Below are 20,338 nucleotides of genomic sequence, written 5' to 3' on the forward strand. Positions count from 1 at the left end.
GCAGGGGAGGCGGCCGATGTTCTCGTCAGGCGGGCGCCATCGCCAGGGTGAGCGACCGGCGGCGGCGGCGGAACGTCGCTCCGATCACACCGAAGCCGAGCAGCATCATCGCCCAGGTCGCAGGCTCCGGCACGGCGGCCACCGCAGCCGTGACCGAGGCACGCGACTGACCGATGATGAGGTTGCCGTTGGCGACCCCCGTACCAAGCGCGAAATTGTTGAACCCGACGCGGATGGCGTTGGTGGTGATGCCGAGGCTGGTCAGGCCGTCACCTTCCATGATCTGTTCGTTGAGGATGATGAACAGGCCGCCCAGGTCGAACAGGACGGTGTTGGGGTCCGGATTGCTGAACAGCGACGCGTTGATGTTGAGGCCCGACAGCACGGAGCCACCGATCACCAGCCCCTCGATCGTCGTCGACCCGGTGGCGCTGAGCCCGCCGAGCGACGATGCCGTCGATTGGGACTGGATGGTTGTCGCACCGATGCTGAACAGCCCGGCCAGCCGCGGATCGTTGATGACCGTCAGGCCGATGCCGGCCGCCAGGTCGTTCACGGTCGCGGTGGCGGAAGCGCCGGTCGCGGTGCCGGTCGAGTTGGAGCTGAGAAGCCCTGTTTCCACCCGCTGGCTGAGCCCGGTCAGGCCGGTCGTCAGGGAGGCCGCTTCCTGGACCGACGCGACGGAGTTCGAGACATTGTAGTCGGGGGGAGCGCTGCCGCTGGTGGCGGCAACCGGACCGATGCTGACGGTGGCGGTGGTGATCCCGCCGACCTTTACCGTTTCATTCGCTCCGAGGGCGTAGCCCGAACTGGAGGCTGTCTGCGCGAGGGCAGGTGTGGCCAGCAGGCTGAGGCTGAGAGTTGCGAGACATGTCAGAGACTTCCGCATAACCTTCTCCATCCACCCGGCGCGCCGCGGCCAGCGACGACCACTTGCGCTCTGGGTGTTCCAATAGATCCGGCAAAGGCAGCTACGCTTGGGGACAGGGGTCATATGCGGCGCCTTTTGGCACTGTCACGAACTGGGACAATGTCAGCCGCGGGCTAAAAGGCTGCGCATGCCAAGGCTGCCGTGGCGATGTGATGAGGACTATTCCGCGGGGCGCTCACTCCCCTTAAGCGGTGACCCATGATCGCCATTCTTTCGCCCGCGGGCCGCCCAGGCGGCGCCGCAATGCCGACCGGATCACGGCCTTGAAGGTTCGCGCCACCCTTCGCCGCTGGCACATCTGGCTTGGCTGGCTGGTCGGCGTGCCGTTCCTGTTCTGGGCGCTGTCGGGCCTGATCATGGTGTGGAAGCCGATCGAGGAGGTGCGCGGGACCGATCTTCTCGCGCCGGCCGCGCCGGTCGTGCTGGGGGCGCCGGCCATCCTGCCCTCGGTCGTCGCCGGCCTGCCTCTCGCCAAGGTCACCCTCGAGCAGCGGGCCGCCGGTCCGCGCTGGGTGATCGAGGTGCGCGGCGGTCCGACCCGGCTTGCCGATCCAGTGACCGGAAGGCTGCTTCCACCGCTCAGCGCCGCCGACGCCTCGGCCGAGGTGCTCGCCCGCTACCGCGGTACCGGCACCATCGCCTCCGTCAGCCGCACCAGTGCCGACGACCCGCCGCTCGAACTGCGCCGTCCGGTGGCGAGCTGGAAGGTCGACATGAGCGACGGCAGCCACCTGTTCGTCGCGGCGGACAGCGGGGCGATCGTCGCCACCCGCACCCGCTGGTGGCGCGTCTACGACTGGATGTGGGGGCTCCACATCATGGACCTCAAGGGCCGCGAGGACACCCACCATCCGACCCTCGTCGCCTTTGCCGCGATCAGCCTGCTGACGGTCCTGCTGGCGCTGGTCCTGCTGCCGCTTTCAATCAAGCGCCGCCGCCCCTAGATCGGGGTCATGGGATATGAGACCGAGCTGAAGCTCTTCATCGACGGCGCGTGGCGCCAGGGCGAGGGCGACCTTTCGCCCGTGATCAATCCGGCGAGCGGCGACACCATCGCCGAGCTGCATCTCGCCAGCACCGCCAACCTCGACGAGGCGCTGGCGGCGGCCGGGCGGGCCTGGCCCGAATGGCGCGCCATGGACGTCGAGAAGCGCGGGGCGATCCTCCGCAAGGCCGCCAGCCTGCTGCGCGAGCGGGCCGAGCCGATCGGTCGGTTGCTGACCCAGGAACAGGGCAAGCCCCTGGCCGAGGCGATCGGCGAGGTGATGGGCGCGGCCGGCATGTTCGACTATTTCGCCGAAGAAGCGAAGCGTGCCGGCGGGCGCGTCCTCGTGCGTCCGACCGGCCAGCGTTCGATCGTCATTCCGCAGCCGGTCGGCCCGACCGTCACCTTTACGCCGTGGAATTTCCCGATCTACCTGCTCGCCAAGAAGGTGGCGGCGGCGCTTGCGGCGGGCTGCACCGTCATCTCCAAGCCGCCCGAGGAAACTCCCGGTTGCACCGGCGCGCTTGCCAGGGCGCTAGACGATGCGGGCATTCCCAAGGGCGTGTTCCAGCTCGTCCACGGCGTTCCTGACGCGGTATCGCGCCAGTTGATCGGCAGCCCGGTCATCCGCAAGATCAGCTTCACCGGCTCGACCGGCGTCGGCAAGCATCTGATGAAGCTTGCCGCCGACGGCATGAAGCGCATCACGATGGAGCTTGGCGGCCACGCTCCGGTGCTGGTGTTCGACGATTGCGACCTCGACAAGACGCTCGACATGCTGGTGCCGCAGAAGTTCAGGAACGCCGGCCAGGTCTGCGTCTCGCCGACCCGCTTCTTCGTGCAGGAAGGCATTTACGACGCCTTCGCCAAAGGCTTTGCGGCCCGCACGGCGGCCGTGAAGCTCGGCAACGGTCTCGACGCCGACACTAGGATGGGACCGCTCGCCAACCAGCGGCGGCTGCCCGCGATCGCCGGGCTGGTCGAGGATGCCAAGGCCAAGGGCGCCCGCGTGCTTGCGGGCGGTGAGCCGGGCGACGGCGGCTTCTTCTTCCAGCCCACCGTGCTGGCCGATGTCCCCGACCACGCTGACGCGATGAACGTCGAACCGTTCGGTCCGGTCGCGCTGATGCGCAGCTTCGCCACCGAGGACGAAGCGCTGCACCAGGCCAACCGCCTGCCCTACGGCCTCGCCTCGTTCGTCTTCACCGAGAACGGCCGCCGCGCCAACCGCCTTGGCGATGCGCTCGAAAGCGGGATGGTCGGCATTAACAACTTCGCCATCTCGGTCGCCGACGCGCCCTTCGGCGGGGTCAAGGAAAGCGGCTTCGGCAGCGAAGGCGGCGAGGAAGGGCTTGCCAGCTACCAGGTGACCAAGGCCATCCACCAGGCTTGACCCATCGGGCGGGCGGCTCCACATCCCGCCAGCCCACGTGCTCGGGCGAACGCACTCCGACGAGGAAGCGAATGCCCGAGCTTGCCCTGCTGTACGAACATCCCTTGTGGTTCGAGCCGCTGTTCGCCGCGCTCGACCGGTCGGGCGTCGATTATGTGAAGATCGCGGTGGGCGACCACCATTTCGACCCGGCCGGCTCGCCGCCGCCGGCGCCGGTGATCTTCAACCGCGTCGCCATGTCGAGCTTCCTGCGCGAGCCCGAGCATCCTTTGTTCTACACCGCCGCGCTGCTCGATCATTGGCGAGGGCAGGGGGCCCTGGTCCTGAACGGGCCCGAGGTGATGGCGATCGACAGCAGCAAGGCGCGGCAATTGTCGCTGCTCGGCCGCCTCGGCCTCACCACCCCGCGCACCCGCGTCGTCCACCGCGCCGCCGATCTCGCTGGGGCTGCGGAGGAGATCGGCTATCCGCTGCTGGTCAAGGCCAATGTCGGCGGCTCCGGCGCCGGCATCATGCGCTTCGACAGCGCGGCCGAGCTGGCGGCGGTGGTGGCCGCGGGGGACCAGCCGCGGTCGGTCGACCAGGTGCTGCTGGTGCAGGAAGCGGTGCCGGCGCGTGACGGGATGATCTGGCGGATCGAGACGCTGGACGCCAGGTTTCTTTACGCGCTGGAGATTGCCGGCGCCGGCCAGTTCGACCTCTGCCCGGCCGATGCCTGCGGTGACGAGCGCGGGCCGATCGCGATGCGCGCCTTCACTCCGCCGGCCGAGATCGTCGCCGGTGCGGAGCGGGTCGCGCAAGCGATGGGGATGGACGTCGGCGGGGTCGAGGTGATGATCGACAGCCGCGACGGATCGGCCAAATTCTACGACATCAACGCCCTGTCCAATTTCGTCGCCAAGCCCACCGAAGTGCTCGGTTACGATCCGCACGACAATCTGGTGGACTGGCTAAAGACTAAGATCGCGGAGGCACGGGCATGAGGTTCGGTTACTGGATGCCGGTGTTCGGCGGCTGGCTCCGCAACGACCCCGACGAGGGGCCGGCGGCAAGCTGGGAACAGGTCCGCGACCTGACCTTGCGCTCGGAGCAGGCCGGGTGGGACCTCAGCCTCATCGCCGAACTGTTTCTCAACGACATCAAGGGGGTGGATCAGCCCGCGCTCGACGCGTGGAGCACCGCCGCCGCGCTGGCCGCGGTCACCTCCAGCATCGAGCTGATGGTGGCGGTCAGGCCCAACTTCCATCACCCCGCGCTGCTCGCCAAGCAGGCCGCCAACATCGACCGCATCAGCAACGGCCGGCTGGCACTGAACGTGGTGTCGAGCTGGTGGAAGGAGGAGGCCGAGCAGTATGGCCTCGCCTTCGACCAGCATGACGACCGCTATGCCCGCACCGCCGAGTGGCTGACGGTGGTCGACGGCCTGTGGCGCGAGCAGCGTTTCACCCATCAGGGCGAACGCTACCAGCTGAAGCAGGCGATCGTCGCGCCCAAGCCCGTTCGCCGCCCGGTCGTCTATGCCGGCGGGGAAAGCGATGCGGCCAAGACCCTGATCGCGCGCCAGTGCGATGCCTATGTGATGCACGGCGATCCGGTCGAGGCGATCGCGGCGAGGATCACCGACATGCGCAGCCGGCGCGAACAGGCGGGTGGCCCGCCGATGCCGTTCGGAATGGCCGCCTACGTCATCGTCCGCGACAGCGAGGCGGAGGCACGGCGCGAGCTCGACCGGATCACCGCCATGCCGGCGACGCCGCCGCCTGGCTTCGCCAACTTCGACCAGTGGCTGTCGGGGACCGAGCTCGAGCGGACGCTCAAGCTGCAGGAGTATAGCGTGTCCAACCGCGGGCTTCGTCCGAACCTGGTCGGAACGCCCGAGCAGGTCGCCGATCGCATCCGCGCCTACGAGGCGATCGGGCTCGATCTCCTGCTGCTGCAGATGAGCCCGCAGGCCGAGGAAATGGATCGCTTCGCGGCCAGCGTCATGGCTCCGATGCGGGCCGGACGGTTATAGCCCTGACCCGAACCGGTACAGTCTTTGGGCTTAACCAAACTCGCTAAGGAGCGGGGTCTTTGCAGGCGCGTTGGTGAGGCGCATAAACATTCTCGTAACCATTCTGACTTCGCAGGCCCGACTTGAGCGCTCCGTTTCGTTTCCCGAAATTCTTCGTCACCTCGCCGGCGCCTTGTCCCTATCTTCCGGGCAAGGTCGAGCGGAAGGTGTTCACCGAATTGTCGGGTCACCATGCCGGTGAATTGAACGAGGCGCTGGGCCGGATCGGGTTCCGCCGTTCGCAGTCGGTCGCCTACCGGCCGAGCTGCATCGACTGCCAGGCCTGCGTGTCGGTCCGCGTCGCAGCAAGCGAATTTGCCTCCACCGCCACCCAGCGCAAGCTGATGAAGCGCCATGCCGATCTCGAAGTGACGGCGTGCAAGCCGTGGACGACCGAGGAGCAGTTCGACCTCCTGCGCCGCTATCTTGCAGTCCGGCATCCGGGCGGCGGGATGGCCGAGATGGACGACAACGACTTCGCCGACATGGTCGAGCAGACCCCGGTCCGCACCTATGTCGTTGAATATCGCGAACCGTCGGTCGACGGCCGCCCCGGCCGGCTGGTCGGCGCCTGCCTCAGCGATCAGCAGAGCGACGGGCTGAGCATGATCTACAGCTTCTTCGATCCCAACCTGGCGGATCGCAAGGGGCTGGGCACCTTCATCATCCTCGACCACATCCAGCGCGCGGCCCGCGCCGGCCTGCCCTACGTCTACCTCGGCTACTGGGTCGAAGGGTCGGAGCGGATGGCCTACAAGGCCAAGTTCCGCCCGATGGAGCGGCTCGGCCGCGACGGCTGGAAGCGGTTCGAGCCTAAGACTTTAACAACCGTTGCTGCGGTAAGCAGCACGGCTGGATAAGTAAGTTGCGTCTGCGCCACTGGAATGGTGTTCCAGAATGACGCAAACTTTGAGAGACTCTGGGGGAAGTAGAATGCGTAAGTGGCTCATTCCAATGGCGGCTTGCCTGTTTGGCCTGGCCAGCCCGGCCAGCGCGGCGCTTACGCAGCTCACTATTTCCGGAACGGTGATGGGCTCGCAGGGCACCATCATGTGCGGCCCCGGCTCGCCGGTGACATGCCTGACCAATTATCCGACCGGCGTCCGCACCGAAAGCTATGCCACCAGCTTCATGCAGACTTTGTTGCCGATCGATCTCCAGCAGGGCGACAATGCGTTCAGCTATGGCGCGCTGCGGAGCGGCGGGCTGTTCACCGGTATCATCAACAATAACAACGGCGTCCTGACCGGACGCGACCTTTATTATTCGTTCGAGAGCAACGGCGTGCGGTTCGGCACGGTGGGAAGCAATTTCATCACCGCCTCGGCGACGTCCTTCTCGGTCGCCGCGGTCTCCCCGGTGCCGGAGCCTGCGACCTGGGCGCTGATGCTGGTCGGTTTCCTTGCCGTTGGCTCGGCCCTTCGCCAGGCACCGCGCAGGCGGGCATTGCTGCCCGCCTGATCGTCCTTCGTCAGGCGACTGCCGCTTCGGAGACGTCCATCTCGACCTCGCCCGCGTCCCGCAGAACGTACCCGCGACCCCACACCGTTTCGATGTAATTGTCGCCGCCGCACGCGAGGCTGAGCTTCTTGCGCAGCTTACAGATGAAGACGTCGATGATCTTGAGTTCGGGCTCGTCCATCCCGCCGTACAGGTGGTTGAGGAACATTTCCTTGGTCAGCGTGGTGCCCTTACGGAGCGACAAGAGCTCCAGCATCGCATATTCCTTGCCGGTGAGATGCACGCGGGCGCCGTCGACCTCGACCGTCTTGGCGTCGAGATTGACCGCCAGCTTGCCGGTGCGGATGACGCTCTGGCTGTGGCCCTTGGAACGGCGCACGATGGCGTGAATGCGGGCCACCAGCTCGTCGCGGTGGAACGGCTTGGTGACGTAATCGTCGGCACCGAAGCCCAGCGCACGCACCTTGCTGTCCATTTCGCCGATGCCCGACAGGATCAGCACCGGGGTCGCGACCTTGGCGGTCCGGAGCTTCTTCAGCACGTCATAGCCGTGCATGTCGGGCAGGTTCAGGTCGAGCAGGATGATGTCGTAATCATACAGCTTGCCGAGATCGAGGCCCTCTTCCCCAAGGTCGGTGGTGTAGACGTTGAACCCCTCGGTCCCGAGCATGAGCTCGATGGACTTGGCGGTGGTCGGTTCGTCCTCGATCAGCAGAACGCGCATAATCTCTTGCCCCCCGTTCGAGAGCCCAAGCCAAAGCGTTACGCCGGCTTAACGGCCCTGAAGCGTGTGTTAACCATTCGGGGTGTCGCCTGAAAAGGTTAACATGGCATAAACGAGGGGATTACCGCGGAATCGTTGCGCCGTTGCATCACTGCTCGACGGGGCGGCAACAGCGACGGTCGCGAAAGTCTGGCTTCCGGGTGGGGATGCGGAAGCGGCGAAGCTGCTCTAGGGAGGGGCCATGCTGCTCAGTTCCTACATCCTGTTCATCGACGGCGAGGCGTTCGTTCTCGACAAGCCGGCCGGCCTCCCCGTCGATACGCCCAAGCGCGGCGGGGACAGCATTGAGCGGCGGCTCGACGAGCTGCGGTTCGGCTTCAAGCGGTTCCCGACGGCGATGCACCGGCTCGACCAGGATACGTCGGGCTGCCTGGTGTTCGCCCGCCATCCTGCGGCGCGGGCCAAGATCCAGCAGGCGTTCGAAGCCGGCGCGGTCGAGAAGACCTATCTCGCGCTGCTGGCCGGCACGCTCGACGCGGACGAGGGCGAGATCGACCTGCCGCTTGCCAAGAAGAGCTCGGCCGAGGCCGGTTGGAAGATGATCGGCGATTCCAAGGGGCAGCGGGCGGTGACCCGCTGGCGCAAGATCGCCGAGCGGGACGGCCGCACGCTGGTCGAGTTCCGGCCGCTGACCGGACGCACCCACCAGATCCGGGTCCACGCCCGCGAGGGGCTGGGGGCGGGGATCGTCGGCGACCGTGTCTATGGCACGCCGGGCGGGCCGATGCTGCTGCACGCCAGCCGGCTGGTGGTGCCGCGCGGAGGCAAGCCGCCGATCGACGTCACCGCGCCGCTGCCCGACCATTGGGGTGAGTGGGCGGACCTGGTGCCGCAAGCCGTCGTGCCGGTGGAGGAAGTCGCGCCGCCTTCGACAGAGCTCGAGACAGGCGCCGCCGGGATGACGCCCGCGGAGCCTTCGGCCGGCGATGAAGCCTGACGACGTCCACCTTCCCGAGGACGCGCTGAGCGAGACGTTTCTCGCCAGCACCGGGCCGGGCGGACAGAACGTCAACAAGGTCGCGACCGCCTGCCAGTTGCGCTGCGACGTGTTCGCGCTGGGACTGCCGCTCCACGCTTATGAGAAACTGAAGCTGCTGGCCGGGAGCAAGCTGACGCAGGGCGGCGAGTTGATCATCACCGCGCGCACCCACCGCAGCCAGGAAGCCAATCGCGAGGAAGCCCGTCGCCGCCTGCGCGAACTGCTCGCCGAGGCTCATCATCGCGACGCCCGCCGCCGTCCGACCAAGCCGAGTCGCTCGGCCAAGGCGAAGCGGGTCGACACCAAGAAAGGGCGCGGCGCGGTCAAGGCGATGCGAGGGCGGGTCAGCCTGGACTGAATCGAACGATGTCCCCCAGGATGAGTGCCACGGCATTGTCACGTCACAGGGGCGGCAAGATCGCAGCCCGGGCCGCTTTCCCGCCACAGCGGGCACACCGCAACCGGGCTGCGAGGTGACGCAGGTCACACAGGCCAGCCAGTTCTACCAGCGCGTGTCCTTCGATCGTCCGTGACGCTCCGCAGTCGGCGCAGTCGACCTTGAGCGCTGCTCCGAAGCGAGAAAGGTCGGCCGTCGTTCGGATATGCTTGGTGGACATCGCGCCTGCATAGTCCGATGAGAACGAAACAAGAACAGACTGCGCATCAAATCTGTGGATTGTCCCACTGGCGCTCAACGCGCGTCACCTTTGGTAGCCAACCTCGGCTGCGGTCACGTGACGTAATGTGATTGCTTATTGGGGCGCGAAGAGAAGGCTGGTAACCTCGGTAAGCGGGCGTCGAGGAACGTCCGCCATCCAGACAAAGCGGACCCTCGAACGGACTGACCCCATGAATCTCGAGAACAGTCGCAACTACTATGGGCAGGTGCTGACCGGCTCGGCCGATCTCAGGACCGACGCCTGCTGCACCACGGACGCCCCGCCGCCAGCCGTCCGCACGGCACTCGCCAACGTGCACGAGGAGGTGCGCGCCCGCTATTATGGGTGCGGGCTGGTCGTCCCGGATGCGATCGAAGGATGCGCGGTGCTCGATCTGGGGTCGGGATCGGGGCAGGACGCCTATCTCCTGTCGCAGATGGTTGGTCCGCGCGGGTGCGTCACCGGCGTCGATGCCACGCCCGAGCAGCTGGAGGTCGCCGAGCGTCACCAGGCATGGCACGCCGATCGCTTCGGCTTCGCCAACACGCGCTTCCTCCACGGAGACATCGAGCGGCTCGACGAACTCGACCTTGCTGAAGCGTCCTTCGACGTGATCGTGTCCAATTGCGTGATCAATCTGGTTGCCGACAAGGCTTCCGTGTTTCGCGCTGCCCACCGGCTGCTGAAGCCCGGCGGCGAGCTTTACTTCTCGGACGTCTATGCCGACCGCCGGGTCGCGCCGGCGTTGCTTGCCGACCCGGTACTGCACGGCGAATGCCTTGCCGGAGCGCTGTACTGGGGCGACTTCGACGCGCTGGCAAAAGCGGCGGGGTTCGCCGACCCGCGTCTGGTGACGGACCGGCCACTGGGGATCGGGGATCGAAGCGTCGCCGAGAAGGTCGCCGGCCACCGCTTCTTCTCGGCGACCTACCGGCTGTTCAAGCTCGACGGGCTGGAACCGCAGTGCGAGGATTACGGCCAAGCAGTCAGGTACCGCGGCACCATCCCCGGCGCCGAGCGTGGCTTCACCCTCGACAAGCACCATCACATCGAGGCTGGCCGGGCGTTTCCCGTGTGCGGCAATAGCTGGAAGATGCTGGCGGACACCCGCTTCGCCCCGCACTTCGACTTCTTCGGAGACTTCGCGACGCACTACGGCGTATTCGCCGGATGCGGGACGTCACTACCGTTCGACGATGAGGGAGTATCGGGCGTGGCAGCAACCAGCTGTTGTTGAGGTCGGCCCGATTTTCATCCATCGCGGAGGCCCAGCAGGAGCGTCTGATCCGCTGAACTCTCTCACGCCCTGTCAGTCCGGTCGCGGGCTTGTGATACGGATTCGATACGGCCCGGCGCGCGATCTGAGCTGCAGTCCTTTCCAGCTTAATTGGATTCTTCCTTCCTCGAGAAGGCGATCGACCGCCGAATGAACCGCCGGCATGGCCTCGCGCCAGTCGGCCATCGGCGCCAGCGCGCGCGCCACCTCGCTCGGGCAGATCGTTTTTCCGGGCAAGCGGGAGGCGAGCAGCGCCAGCGTCGTCTGGCGCGCGTCGGCGGTCATGGCCGGCGTCGCTGGCCTTTTGACGAGCGCCCGCTGGTCAGCGGATCGGGTTTGGCCGGTCGCTTCCAGCCGGGCGGAGGAGTGAGCCGTTGTTGGCTTGTGCCCAGTCCCATGGCGCCGGGCTCCTGCCGCTCGAGCCCAGCGAAATCGGCCTGTTCCGCCTCGTCCGGGGTTGCCCCGCCACGCAGCATCGCGATCTGGTCGCGACAGCGCTTCGCTTCCTCGAAATCGAGTGCGAGCGCGGCCCGTTCCATCCTCGCGTGAAGATTCTCGATCGTATCCGGCATCCCGCCATAACGCTGCAGCGGGCCTTCGGGATGCCGACGTCGCCTGCGCGTCTGAGGCATTTGGTGCTTTTTCGGCTTATCGGCTCCGGCACGTCCAGCGGACATCCCTTCCCCCAACTCGCAACCATGCCCTTGCTCCGCTATCGGTGATCCGGTGACCCTCGACGATCCCCTGCAGCGCGGTATTCGGCATGTCCTGGCGACATGCTGAAGTGATCTCCTGAGCGACCTTTTCCCCTTCTTCCTTGCCTTCGCCGCCGGGCTGGTCGGCGGCGCGATGAATGCGCTGGCGGGCGGTGGCACCTTCGCGACGCTGCCGGCGCTGATCGCGCTGGGGCTGCCGGCCAATATCGCCAACGCGACCAGCAACGTCGCCTTGCTGCCGGGTGCGGCGACGAGTGCTTGGGCTTTTCGCCGGGAACTGGGGCCGGTGGCGGGGATTTCGGTCCTGGTCCTCGCGGCGCTGACCTTTGTCTTCGGGCTGGTCGGAAGCATCCTGCTGGTCGTCACGCCGAGCGAGACGTTCGACGTGATCATCCCGTGGTTGCTGCTGTTCGCCTTCGTCGTGATGGCGCTTGGCAAGGGCGCCGCCGACTGGCTGCACCGGCGCGTGACGATCGGGCGGCCGACGCTGTTGAGCGCGCAGGCGATGCTTGGGGTCTATGGCGGCTATTTCGGCGGCGGGGTGGGGCTGATCACCACCGCGCTCTACGGGCTGCTCGCGAATATCCAGCCGCGCGAACTGTTCGCGATCCGCACGGCAATGCTGGCGGTCGCCAACCTCGCCGCGGCGCTGGTGTTCATCGGCTTCGCGATGGTGTGGTGGTGGGCGTGCGTGCCGATGCTGGCGGGATCGATCGCCGGCGGGTGGCTGGGCGCCAAGCTCGGCAAGCGGCTGTCGGCGCGGGCGGTGCGGTGGTGGACGCTGGCGGTGACGGGCGCGACCACGGCGGTCTTCTTCGTGCGGGCCTACGGCTAAGGGAGGGGGTTGCACCGTACGCCGTTTCGGAGTGCCTTGGTCAGACCTTGGATCATGGAGTCGGCTGATGCGCGCACTTGCACTGATGATCGGTTTGGCGGTGGCGGCTCCGGCAGCGGCGCAGCGCACCACTCTCGTAGCGGCGGAGCCGGTAGTGAATGCGCCGGCCGGCATGCAGGCGTGGAAGATCCGCTATCTCAGCCGCGACGATCGCGGGGTGCAGCGCGAGCTGACCGGAATGGTGGTCGCCCCGCGCGAGGCAATCCCGCGCAATCCCCGCAAGGTCATCGCCTGGACCCACGGGACGTGGGGCACCGCCGAACAATGCGCGCCGTCGGCCAGCCCGCGTTTCTTCGAGCTGACGCCTGCGCTGGACGCGGTTCGCAACGGCTATGTTGTGGTGGCGCCCGATTATCCCGGTCTCGGCAATCCCGGGCCGCATCCTTATCTGGTCGGCACCGTGACCGCTCGCTCGGTCCTCGACGCGGTGCGGGCGGCGCAGGGCATTGCCGGCGCCGCGGCGGGCAGCAGCTATGCGGTGTGGGGCGAAAGCCAGGGCGGCCATGCCGCCTTGTGGACCGGCCAATTGCAGGGCGTCGACGGCGCCGGGCTTCGGCTGGTCGGAGTCGCAGCGGGCGCGCCGCCGACCGACCTTGCCGCCAACCTGCGTCAGGCCAGCGATGCCAGCGCGCGGGCCTTCCTGACCGCGCTCGCGACCGACAGCTGGAGCAAATATTACCAGGTGCCGCTGCGGCTGGGGCGGGCGCGGACGCCGGGAATCATCCAGCGGATGGCGCGCAATTGCGTAAGCGTCGATTCGACGCCCAAGCTTGGCGCGCTGCTGGGGATATTGGCGTTGCGGCAGGACCTGGCGAAGACCGACCTCGGGCGGACCCCGCCGTGGAGTGGCTACGTCGCGGCCAACAGCACCAGCCCGGTCAGCCAGGTGCCGGTGCTGTTTGCGCAGACCCAGGGCGATCCGCTGGTCGCGCCGGCGGTGACGCGGGAGTTCGCGCGGCGGATGTGCACCAACCGGGTGCGGGTGCGCTGGATCGACCTGCCGGGCAAGGATCATGCGACCACCGCCAAGCAAAGCGCGGCGGCGACGCTGGCGTGGATTGATCAACGTTTTGCCGGTGCCCGTGCACCAAGCGATTGTGGGCGTTTCTGAACCGGGGAGACAGGCTATGCGACTGATCGTGATGGGAATGCTGGTGATGATGGCGGGCGGCGCGGCGGCATCGACGCCGGCGGCCTGGGCGCAGATGGACCGGCAGGTGACGCGGGCATGTGTCGCCGCGTCGGGGCTCAAGCAGGCCAAGATCATCGCCGACAAGGCGAGCTTTTCCGACCGGGTGCCGGTCGAGCTCAGGATCGTCGAGGGCTATAACCGCGGCAACGTGATCGACGTGAAGCTGTGCGCCTACGACCGCCGGACCAGGCGCGCGACCACGGTCGAGGGCGTCGGCCGGCTGGGCGTCAATCGCCGCTGATCGGTTCGCCGCCCGCGCGGGGGGCGATGATCGGGCGACCGACATCGCCCTGCCCGACGGTGCGACCGGCCATGTCGAGCATCCGTTCGAGCGGCACGCGGGCGCGGTCCATCAGTTCGGGCTCGAGCTCGATCCGCGGCTCGAGGTCGCGCAGTGCGACGTAGAGCTTCTCCAGCGTGTTGAGCGCCATGTAGGGGCACATGTTGCAGTTGCAGTTGCCGTCGCCGCCCGGGACCCCGATGAAGGTCTTGTTCGGGGCGGCTTTTTCCATCTGGTGGATGATGTGCGGCTCGGTCGCGACCAGGATCACCTTTGCCGGCGAGGCGATGGCGAAGTCGAGGATCGAGCGGGTGCTGCCGACATGGTCGCTGTGGTCGATGATGTGCGGCGGGCATTCGGGGTGCGCGGCGACCGGCGCATCCGGATATTGCGCCTTGAGCTTCAGCAGCTCGGTTTCGGAAAACGCCTGGTGGACGATGCAGATGCCTGGCCACAGCAGCATCTCGCGCCCGGTCTTGCGCGCGAGATAGCCGCCGAGGTGGCGGTCGGGGCCGAAGATGATCTTCTGGTCCTTGGGTATCTGGGCGAGGATCGCGTCGGCGCTGGATGAGGTGACGATGATGTCGCTCTGCGCCTTCACCGCCGCCGAGCAGTTGATGTAGGTCAGCGCGATATGGTCCGGGTGCGCGGCGCGAAAGGCGGCGAACTGGTCGGGCGGGCAACTGTCCTCGAGGCTGCAGCCGGCGTCCATGTCGGGCAGGATCACGGTCTTCTCGGGACTGAGGATCTTGGCGGTTTCGGCCATGAAGCGAACGCCGCAAAAGGCGATGACGTCGGCGTCGGTGGCGGCGGCCTTGCGGCTGAGGTCGAGGCTGTCGCCAACGAAGTCCGCCAGGTCCTGAAGCTCGGGCTTCTGGTAGTAATGCGCCAGGATGACGGCGTTCCGCTCCTGCTTGAGGCGCTGGATCTCGGCGAGGAGGTCGGTACCGGCGGGCGGGCGGAGGGGTGCGGTCATGGGGCTCCAGATAGGCTCAGCGCGGGCGATCCGCCAGCACCTGCTCGATCGAGCGGCTGACGTCCCAGCGTTCGCCGTCGCGGACGCCGGCGGCAGGGGTGATGACCCGGACGGTGATCGGGCCGAGGCCGGCGGCTTCGAGCGGGGTCCGAGCGAGGTCGGCGACGACCTTTTCGGCATTCTGCTGGGCCTTGGCGAGATTGGCGGGCTCGGCCGCGACCTCCCCGGCCTTGGCGGTGGCGAGCTGCGACGCGCGGCGGGCGAGATTGGCCGAGGCGCCGCGGGTGACGAAAATCCCGCTGGTGCCGGCGACGGCGCGGTTGGCTTCGTCAACGTTGGGGGCTTCCGCGGTGACGGTCGGCACGCGGATGGTGAGCGTTCGGGCGGCCGGCTCCCACCGATAGTCGTCGGCGCCGACGTCGGACAGGTTCAGCGTGTAGCCAACGCTGTAGGGAACCGTCGCCTTTTGCGAGGAGCGGAGGATCGGCACCGCGCCGGGATCGACCACGGTGACGTCGAGCGTGCCGTTGATCTCCCCGACCTTGAGCGCGGCCTTGTTCGAGAAGGTGGCGGACAGGACCCGGACGATGCCCTGGGCCTGCGCCAGTTGCTCCTCGACCCGGCGCTCCTCGGCACGCTTGTCTTGCCACCACATTATGCCGCCGATCAGCCCGAGGGCGATCAGCAGCAGCGGCCAGTAGCGTTTCAGACCTTCCATGTGCCGCCAACGCAGGTAACGGCCCCGCGCTCCTCCAGGGTGATGAGATGGGCGAGCGCGGTGGCTTCGGCGGCGGGGCGCAGGCGGGGGTCGAGCGCAGGATAGGCGCGCTGCGTCAGCCCGGCGAGCGGGGCGGGGGCTTCCTCCAGAAGGCGCAGCAACTGGCGCTCGCGCTGGACGCGGTGGGTGAGCATTCCGCGCAGGAGGCGCTGGGGGTCCTCGACCGGCTCGCCATGGGCGGGGTGGTAGAGCGTCTCAGACCGGCGCTGCAGCTTCTGCAGGCTGGCCATGTACGACCCCATGTGGCCGTCGGGCGGGATGACCACGGTGGTCGACCAGCCCATCACATGGTCGCCGCTGAACAATCGGTGGCCCCAGGCGAAGCACAGGTGGTTGGAGGTGTGGCCAGGGGTGTGGACGGTTTCGAGCGTCGCGCCGCCAGCCTTCACCGTTTCGCCATCGGCAAGGATGCGGTCGGGAGCGTAGCTGGTGTCGAAGCCCGCTTCCTGGCTGCCCGGGATCACCAGCGGCGCGCAGCCCCAGACCGGGGCGCCGAGGCGCTGCGACAAGGGCAGGGCGGCGGGGCTGTGGTCGCGGTGGGTGTGGGTGACGAGGATCGCGTCGACCGGCCGCCCGTCAATGGCAGCGACCAGCGCGTCGAGGTGCGCCGGGTCGGCCGGACCGGGATCGAGGATGGCGAGGCGGTCGGTGCCGATCAGGTGCACCCACGTCCCCTCGCCGGTGAAGGGCGAGGGATTGGGCGCGAGCAGGCGGGCGAGGCCGTCCCCAAGGGGAGTGAGGATGCCGGGCACGTGGGTCACCGGACCGGCGATGACAGAGCAGCGCCGGGGCGGCAACTCACTCGTTGACGGGGAGCCTGGCGATCGCCTCGTTGATGGCGAGGGTGATACGGGTCCGGGTCTCCTCCGACAGATCGGGGTCGGCCGCGATCCGCTTGGCCGCGTCGCGTAGTTGCTGGGTCCTCGAAACGTTGCTGCTGCCCTTGGCGCAGATCGTCACGCGGGTCTTTTTGCCATCCTTCTCGGTCGCCTCGCTGTCAACCTTGGCCCCGTCGTCGCAGGACAGCATGGCAATCCTTGTGCCGGGCGCGCCGGGTTCGCGGAGGATGCGGACCTCGCGGCGTTCGCTATCCTTGCCGGCCGCCGCACGATCGCCGCTGCGGATGATCATGATCTCGCGGCGCTCCTCCTTGCCCTTGGGAGGCGCCGCCTTGGCGTCACCATCGCGGTGGACGACGATTTCGCGGATGACGACCTGCTGGCCGGGGCTGGCGGCGGGCGGCGGCGGCGGAACGGGCGCGGCGGCCTGGGCGGCGGCGAGGATCAAGGTAGCGAGCATGGGCAATCCCCCTGGTTGGTTGCGTCGCCATAACGATCATCACGCCCCGGCTAAACGCAGGGTGAACGGGCGTTCAGGCTTCGACCAACGATCCGGCAGGGACGACGCCGGGCAGGCGGCGGGTCGCAGCGCGGGCAAGCGCGTGCGGGATGATCGTCCCGAACAGCTTCTCCATGCTGTGCGGCCAGCTATATTCACCCGACACGTAGGCCCGGCCGCGTTCCCCCATCGCGCGATGATCGGACGCCAGCACCGCCTGGATGTTGGCGGCCATCGCCCGCACGTTGGCGATCGGGCCGAGCAGGCCCATGCCGGGAAGCACGCGTTCGGGCATGGCGCCGCCATTGACGCCGACCACCGGCAGGCCCGAGGCCTGGGCCTCGATCACCGACACGCCGAACGTCTCGTTGGGCATGGCCGAGACGTAGAGGTCGGCGCTGGCGAGATAGCGGGCAAGGGTCGGACGGTCGGTGACGAAGCCCGGCGTGATGATCCGCGGATCGCCAAGCGCCTCGAACTCGTCCTTCTGCGGGCCCTGGCCGAGCAGGACGATCTTCGCGCCGAGGCTTTCGGGAAGGGTGCGGAACGCCTCGACGATGATGTCGGGACGCTTTTCGATGTCCATCCGCCCGACATAGATCAGCAGTGGCTGGTCGTCGGACAGCCCGAGCGAGCGGCGCAATTCGGGATCGCGGCGGTCAGGGCCGAAATCGGCGAGGTCGACGCCGAGCGGCAGGATCTGGACGTCCTCCACCCCGAGCGCGCGCAGCAGGTGGCCGCCGCCGGCTTCGGACAAGGCGTAGACGCAGTCGAACTGGCGATAGAGCTTGCCGCAATAATCGTAGCACAGCTTGCCGACCCGCGACCCGATCGCGCTTCCGACGGCCTTGGAGACGGGCCGTTCGACATAGACGTTGGGAAAGTCGGTCATATAGCCGGCGACCAGCGCGGTGCCCGGGTGATCGCGGCGATGGCGGATCGCGGCCCACGGCAAATTGTAGGCGTCCTGGCATTCGATCACGTCGGGCCGGTAGCGGGCAAGCGCCTTGCGGACCGCGCCGTTGCGCAGGAGCAGCCGGTAATTCGGGCTGAACGGCACGCTCGGGCTTTTCAGCCAGACGGTGATCGCGCGGCCGCCGTCGCTTTCCTCGATCGCGTCCGACGATCCGGGCAGGATCATCAGGTGCGTGTGGGGCGTGTTGGCGATGATGTGCGCGCGCTTGGCGCGAAGGTAGGTCCCGACCCCGCCGCCGACCGCCGACCAGCTTTGCGTCAGGTCACACAGCAGCAACGCCTTGTCGGCGGCAGGGGGCAGGAAGTCGGCGTTCACGATGCCAGCCAATGCACCGACCGACTTAAAGTGCCAAGAGCCCTGTTGGCTGTCGGAAAGCTTGACACTCGGGCGTGGCGCGCCCGACAATCAAGAAAGAGAATTGGCGGAAATCCGCTACTCTGCCTAAACTGGCACGGGCACTGCATCAGTAGAGCTGTCCACTTTGGTTCCACGCCAAACAGAGGGGCGGCAAAGCGGTTTCTGGTCCCGCTTCGCCGCCCCTTCTTGTTTTGTAGCACCGCGCGGGCGGTCAGGCGTCGGCTGCAACCATCGTCTTCAGCTCGCCGCTTTCGAACATCTCCATCATGATGTCCGATCCGCCGACGAACTCACCCTTGACGTAGAGCTGGGGGATGGTCGGCCAGTCGCTATATTCCTTGATGCCCTGGCGGATTTCCTGGTCCTGGAGCACGTCGACGGTTTCGTACGGCGTGCCGAGGTGATCGAGGATGGCGATCGCGCGGCTGGAGAAGCCGCACTGCGGGAACAGGGCGGTGCCCTTCATGAAGAGCACGACGTCGTTGCTCTTGACCAGGGTGTCGATGCGATCGTGAGCGTTGCTCATGCTTGTTACTCCTGAGGGGCGGCGGTGGTCAGCTGAAGGGCGTGGAGTTCGCCCCCCATCCGGCCACCCAGCGCGCGGTAGACGAGTTGATGCTGGCGGACCCGCGGCAGGCCGGCAAAGGCCGCGCTGGTGACGGTGGCGGCATAATGGTCGCCGTCGCCGCGCAGGTCGGTGATCTCGATCCGGGCGTCGGGGAGGGCGGCGCGGATCAGCGTTTCGATGTCTTCGGCGGCCATGGGCATGGGATCAGCCCTGCGCTTCCATCAGCTGGCGGCGCGCTTCGACGGTCTTGTCGGCGAGCTGCTGGCGGATCTGGGCTTCGTCCATTTCGATGTCGGCGGCGGTGAGGTCGCCGAGGATCTTGCGGATGACGTCCTCGTCGCCCGCTTCCTCGAAGTCGGCGCGAACGACGTCCTTGGCATAGGCTTCGGCTTCGACCGCCGACAGCTTCATCAGCCCGGCGGCCCAGTGACCGAGGAGCTTGTTGCGCCGAGCGATGACCCGGAACTTCATCTCCTCGTCATGCGCGAACTTGGTTTCAAAGGCCCGTTCGCGATCGTCGAAGGTGGTCATGTCCGCTCCCACTGAAAGGTTCAGCCGGGAGATAGGCGCGGGCGTAGCGAGTGGCAATGCGGCGCCGCGGCAGGAAGGGGCCGGCAGGGCGAGGCAAACCCCGCTCTGCCGGCAGAGAGAGGCTTACGGCATCACCACCGTGTCGATGGCGTGGATCACGCCGTTCGACGCGTTGATGTTGGCGGTGACGACATGGGACATGCCGCCCTTGGCGTCGGTCAGCATGATGCGGCTGCCCATCAGCGAGGCCTTGAGCGTGCCGCCCTGGACGGTGGTGAGGGTGGCAGTGCCGCCGCCGTCCTTGATCAGCTTGGTCAGCTGGGCGGCGTTCACCCGGCCGGCCACCACGTGATAGGTGAGGATCGAAGTCAGCGTCGCCTTGTTGGCGGGCTGGACCAGCGTCTCGACGGTGCCGGCCGGAAGCTTGGCGAAGGCAGCGTTGGTCGGGGCGAACACGGTGAAGGGGCCCTTGCCCGACAGCGTGGTGGCGAGGTCGGCGGCCTTGACCGCGGCGACCAGGGTCGAGAAGTCCGGATTGCCGACGGCGACTTCGACAACCGTCTTTCCAGGCATCGTGGAATGATGATCGAGAGCCGCGGCCGGGGTGGCGGCGAGGGTCAGGCCGGCAAGGGCGGCGAAGAAGGTCGGTGTGCGCATGGGGGGGTGCGAGCTCCAGTTGTTGTCACTCCGGCAACGCTGCCGGACCCCACAAGTGGTGTGTCGATACCCGCGCTTTCAGATGGCCTTTGGTCCTAGCGGGCGGGGGCAGGGGCGATGTCGAAGTGCAGCACGCGCTCCTCGCTTCCCAGCTTGCGGTAGAGGGCGACGGCGGGCTCGTCGGGCGGATCGGCTTGGACGAAGATCATCCAGGCGCCGATCGCCGCAGCATGGTCCTGCAGCGCGGCGATCAGCGCGGAGGCGATCCCGCGGCGGCGGTGCGCTTCGTCCACCGCCAGATCGTAGATGTAGAGCTCGCTTCGGGCCTGCTCGAACTTGGGCAGTTCATAGGCGGCGAGCGCGCCCAGCATCGCCTCACCGTCGACCGCGACCAGCGCGATGAAGCGCGGGTCGGCCAGCCGCTCGCGGACGTAATCGTCGGGAGGCGGCGCGCCTTCGTAGCTATCGCGATCCTCGAAGGCGGCGGAGAAGAGGAGATTCATCGCCCGGAAGCGGGCGATGTCGCCGGAGCCGAGGCGAACGATCTCCACCG

26 protein-coding genes are annotated in these 20,338 nt (G+C 67.4%); 12 read left to right on the forward strand and 14 right to left on the reverse strand.

Features of this window, described 5'->3' with window-relative positions:
• Positions 1–25 precede the first annotated feature (25 nt).
• Positions 26–889 (reverse strand): choice-of-anchor P family protein, encoded by an 864-nt coding sequence (locus GGQ97_RS05965; protein ID WP_168068090.1) that lies wholly within the window; start codon positions 887–889, stop codon positions 26–28.
• A 305-nt stretch (positions 890–1,194) separates the two neighbouring features.
• Here GGQ97_RS05965 and GGQ97_RS05970 point away from each other — a divergent pair, with 305 nt between their 5' ends.
• The 6 genes from GGQ97_RS05970 to GGQ97_RS05995 all read left to right on the forward strand — a co-directional run bounded on the left by GGQ97_RS05970 (position 1,195) and on the right by GGQ97_RS05995 (position 6,823).
• Complete coding sequence (locus GGQ97_RS05970) at positions 1,195–1,875, forward strand: PepSY domain-containing protein (RefSeq protein WP_168068091.1); 681 nt, start codon at positions 1,195–1,197, stop codon at positions 1,873–1,875.
• Between the two features lie 9 nt (positions 1,876–1,884).
• Positions 1,885–3,309: an NAD-dependent succinate-semialdehyde dehydrogenase gene (locus tag GGQ97_RS05975; RefSeq protein ID WP_168068092.1), complete on the forward strand. Its 1,425-nt coding sequence runs from the start codon at positions 1,885–1,887 to the stop codon at positions 3,307–3,309.
• A gap of 71 nt (positions 3,310–3,380) precedes the next feature.
• Positions 3,381–4,292 (forward strand): ATP-grasp domain-containing protein, encoded by a 912-nt coding sequence (locus GGQ97_RS05980; RefSeq protein WP_168068093.1) that lies wholly within the window; start codon positions 3,381–3,383, stop codon positions 4,290–4,292.
• Complete coding sequence (locus GGQ97_RS05985) at positions 4,289–5,323, forward strand: LLM class flavin-dependent oxidoreductase (RefSeq protein ID WP_168068094.1); 1,035 nt, start codon at positions 4,289–4,291, stop codon at positions 5,321–5,323. The genes GGQ97_RS05980 and GGQ97_RS05985 overlap by 4 nt, the downstream gene beginning before the upstream one ends.
• Before the next feature lie 122 nt (positions 5,324–5,445).
• Positions 5,446–6,222, forward strand: coding sequence for an arginyltransferase (locus tag GGQ97_RS05990; RefSeq protein ID WP_168068095.1), 777 nt, complete (start codon positions 5,446–5,448; stop codon positions 6,220–6,222).
• Positions 6,223–6,295: 73 nt separating this feature from the next.
• A complete protein-coding gene (locus GGQ97_RS05995) occupies positions 6,296–6,823 on the forward strand; it encodes a PEPxxWA-CTERM sorting domain-containing protein (RefSeq protein WP_245197899.1) in 528 nt (175 codons plus the stop codon).
• A 10-nt stretch (positions 6,824–6,833) separates the two neighbouring features.
• Here the strand turns inward: GGQ97_RS05995 and ctrA are convergent, their stop codons facing one another.
• The gene (ctrA, locus tag GGQ97_RS06000; RefSeq protein ID WP_168068097.1) at positions 6,834–7,547 is read right to left on the reverse strand and encodes a response regulator transcription factor CtrA; all 714 of its coding nucleotides are present in this window, start codon (positions 7,545–7,547) and stop codon (positions 6,834–6,836) included.
• Between the two features lie 241 nt (positions 7,548–7,788).
• Between ctrA and GGQ97_RS06005 the strand changes: the two genes are divergently transcribed.
• The 3 genes from GGQ97_RS06005 (at position 7,789) to GGQ97_RS06015 (ending at position 10,482) form a co-directional block, all read left to right on the forward strand.
• Entirely contained in the window at positions 7,789–8,544 is a 756-nt protein-coding gene (locus tag GGQ97_RS06005; RefSeq protein ID WP_168068098.1) for an RluA family pseudouridine synthase, read from the forward strand.
• Entirely contained in the window at positions 8,534–8,944 is a 411-nt protein-coding gene (arfB, locus tag GGQ97_RS06010; protein WP_168068099.1) for an alternative ribosome rescue aminoacyl-tRNA hydrolase ArfB, read from the forward strand. The genes GGQ97_RS06005 and arfB overlap by 11 nt, the downstream gene beginning before the upstream one ends.
• A gap of 491 nt (positions 8,945–9,435) precedes the next feature.
• A complete protein-coding gene (locus GGQ97_RS06015) occupies positions 9,436–10,482 on the forward strand; it encodes a methyltransferase domain-containing protein (RefSeq protein ID WP_168068100.1) in 1,047 nt (348 codons plus the stop codon).
• A gap of 72 nt (positions 10,483–10,554) precedes the next feature.
• On the opposite strand, the gene GGQ97_RS06020 is transcribed toward GGQ97_RS06015, so the two are convergent.
• On the reverse strand, positions 10,555–10,806 hold the full coding sequence (locus GGQ97_RS06020; RefSeq protein WP_168068101.1) for a DUF3253 domain-containing protein: 252 nt from the start codon (positions 10,804–10,806) through the stop codon (positions 10,555–10,557).
• Complete coding sequence (locus tag GGQ97_RS06025) at positions 10,803–11,093, reverse strand: UvrB/UvrC motif-containing protein (protein ID WP_168070772.1); 291 nt, start codon at positions 11,091–11,093, stop codon at positions 10,803–10,805. Before GGQ97_RS06025 ends, GGQ97_RS06020 begins: the two co-directional genes overlap by 4 nt.
• A 262-nt stretch (positions 11,094–11,355) precedes the next feature.
• Here GGQ97_RS06025 and GGQ97_RS06030 point away from each other — a divergent pair, with 262 nt between their 5' ends.
• The 3 genes from GGQ97_RS06030 to GGQ97_RS06040 all read left to right on the forward strand — a co-directional run bounded on the left by GGQ97_RS06030 (position 11,356) and on the right by GGQ97_RS06040 (position 13,565).
• Positions 11,356–12,072 (forward strand): sulfite exporter TauE/SafE family protein, encoded by a 717-nt coding sequence (locus GGQ97_RS06030; protein WP_280740545.1) that lies wholly within the window; start codon positions 11,356–11,358, stop codon positions 12,070–12,072.
• A 67-nt stretch (positions 12,073–12,139) separates the two neighbouring features.
• Positions 12,140–13,243, forward strand: coding sequence for an alpha/beta fold hydrolase (locus GGQ97_RS06035; protein ID WP_168068102.1), 1,104 nt, complete (start codon positions 12,140–12,142; stop codon positions 13,241–13,243).
• A gap of 16 nt (positions 13,244–13,259) precedes the next feature.
• Entirely contained in the window at positions 13,260–13,565 is a 306-nt protein-coding gene (locus GGQ97_RS06040) for a hypothetical protein (RefSeq protein WP_168068103.1), read from the forward strand.
• On the opposite strand, the gene nadA is transcribed toward GGQ97_RS06040, so the two are convergent.
• From nadA to GGQ97_RS06090, 10 genes are all read right to left on the reverse strand, one after another.
• A complete protein-coding gene (nadA, locus tag GGQ97_RS06045) occupies positions 13,552–14,580 on the reverse strand; it encodes a quinolinate synthase NadA (RefSeq protein ID WP_168068104.1) in 1,029 nt (342 codons plus the stop codon). The two genes, GGQ97_RS06040 and nadA, sit on opposite strands and share 14 nt — an antisense overlap.
• 16 nt (positions 14,581–14,596) lie before the next feature.
• Positions 14,597–15,298: a DUF4230 domain-containing protein gene (locus GGQ97_RS06050; protein ID WP_168068105.1), complete on the reverse strand. Its 702-nt coding sequence runs from the start codon at positions 15,296–15,298 to the stop codon at positions 14,597–14,599.
• Positions 15,286–16,119, reverse strand: a complete 834-nt coding sequence (locus tag GGQ97_RS06055) for an MBL fold metallo-hydrolase (RefSeq protein ID WP_342448459.1) — start codon at positions 16,117–16,119, stop codon at positions 15,286–15,288. The genes GGQ97_RS06050 and GGQ97_RS06055 overlap by 13 nt, the downstream gene beginning before the upstream one ends.
• Before the next feature lie 37 nt (positions 16,120–16,156).
• Positions 16,157–16,657 carry a hypothetical protein gene (locus GGQ97_RS06060; protein WP_168068106.1) on the reverse strand — a complete coding sequence of 167 codons (501 nt, stop codon included), beginning with the start codon at positions 16,655–16,657 and terminating at the stop codon, positions 16,157–16,159.
• Positions 16,658–16,730: 73 nt separating this feature from the next.
• A complete protein-coding gene (locus GGQ97_RS06065) occupies positions 16,731–17,999 on the reverse strand; it encodes a glycosyltransferase (protein ID WP_168068107.1) in 1,269 nt (422 codons plus the stop codon).
• Positions 18,000–18,240: 241 nt separating this feature from the next.
• The gene (grxD, locus tag GGQ97_RS06070) at positions 18,241–18,555 is read right to left on the reverse strand and encodes a Grx4 family monothiol glutaredoxin (protein WP_168068108.1); all 315 of its coding nucleotides are present in this window, start codon (positions 18,553–18,555) and stop codon (positions 18,241–18,243) included.
• Positions 18,556–18,560: 5 nt separating this feature from the next.
• Positions 18,561–18,797, reverse strand: coding sequence for a BolA family protein (locus GGQ97_RS06075; RefSeq protein ID WP_168068109.1), 237 nt, complete (start codon positions 18,795–18,797; stop codon positions 18,561–18,563).
• Between the two features lie 4 nt (positions 18,798–18,801).
• Positions 18,802–19,128, reverse strand: coding sequence for a DUF1476 domain-containing protein (locus tag GGQ97_RS06080; protein ID WP_168068110.1), 327 nt, complete (start codon positions 19,126–19,128; stop codon positions 18,802–18,804).
• A 123-nt stretch (positions 19,129–19,251) separates the two neighbouring features.
• Entirely contained in the window at positions 19,252–19,785 is a 534-nt protein-coding gene (locus GGQ97_RS06085; protein ID WP_168068111.1) for a fasciclin domain-containing protein, read from the reverse strand.
• Between the two features lie 95 nt (positions 19,786–19,880).
• The gene (locus tag GGQ97_RS06090; protein ID WP_168068112.1) at positions 19,881–20,336 is read right to left on the reverse strand and encodes an AAC(3)-I family aminoglycoside N-acetyltransferase; all 456 of its coding nucleotides are present in this window, start codon (positions 20,334–20,336) and stop codon (positions 19,881–19,883) included.
• Positions 20,337–20,338: the final 2 nt, after the last annotated feature.

The sequence above is a fragment of the Sphingomonas kaistensis genome (genome assembly GCF_011927725.1).
GTDB lineage: Bacteria > Pseudomonadota > Alphaproteobacteria > Sphingomonadales > Sphingomonadaceae > Sphingomicrobium > Sphingomicrobium kaistense.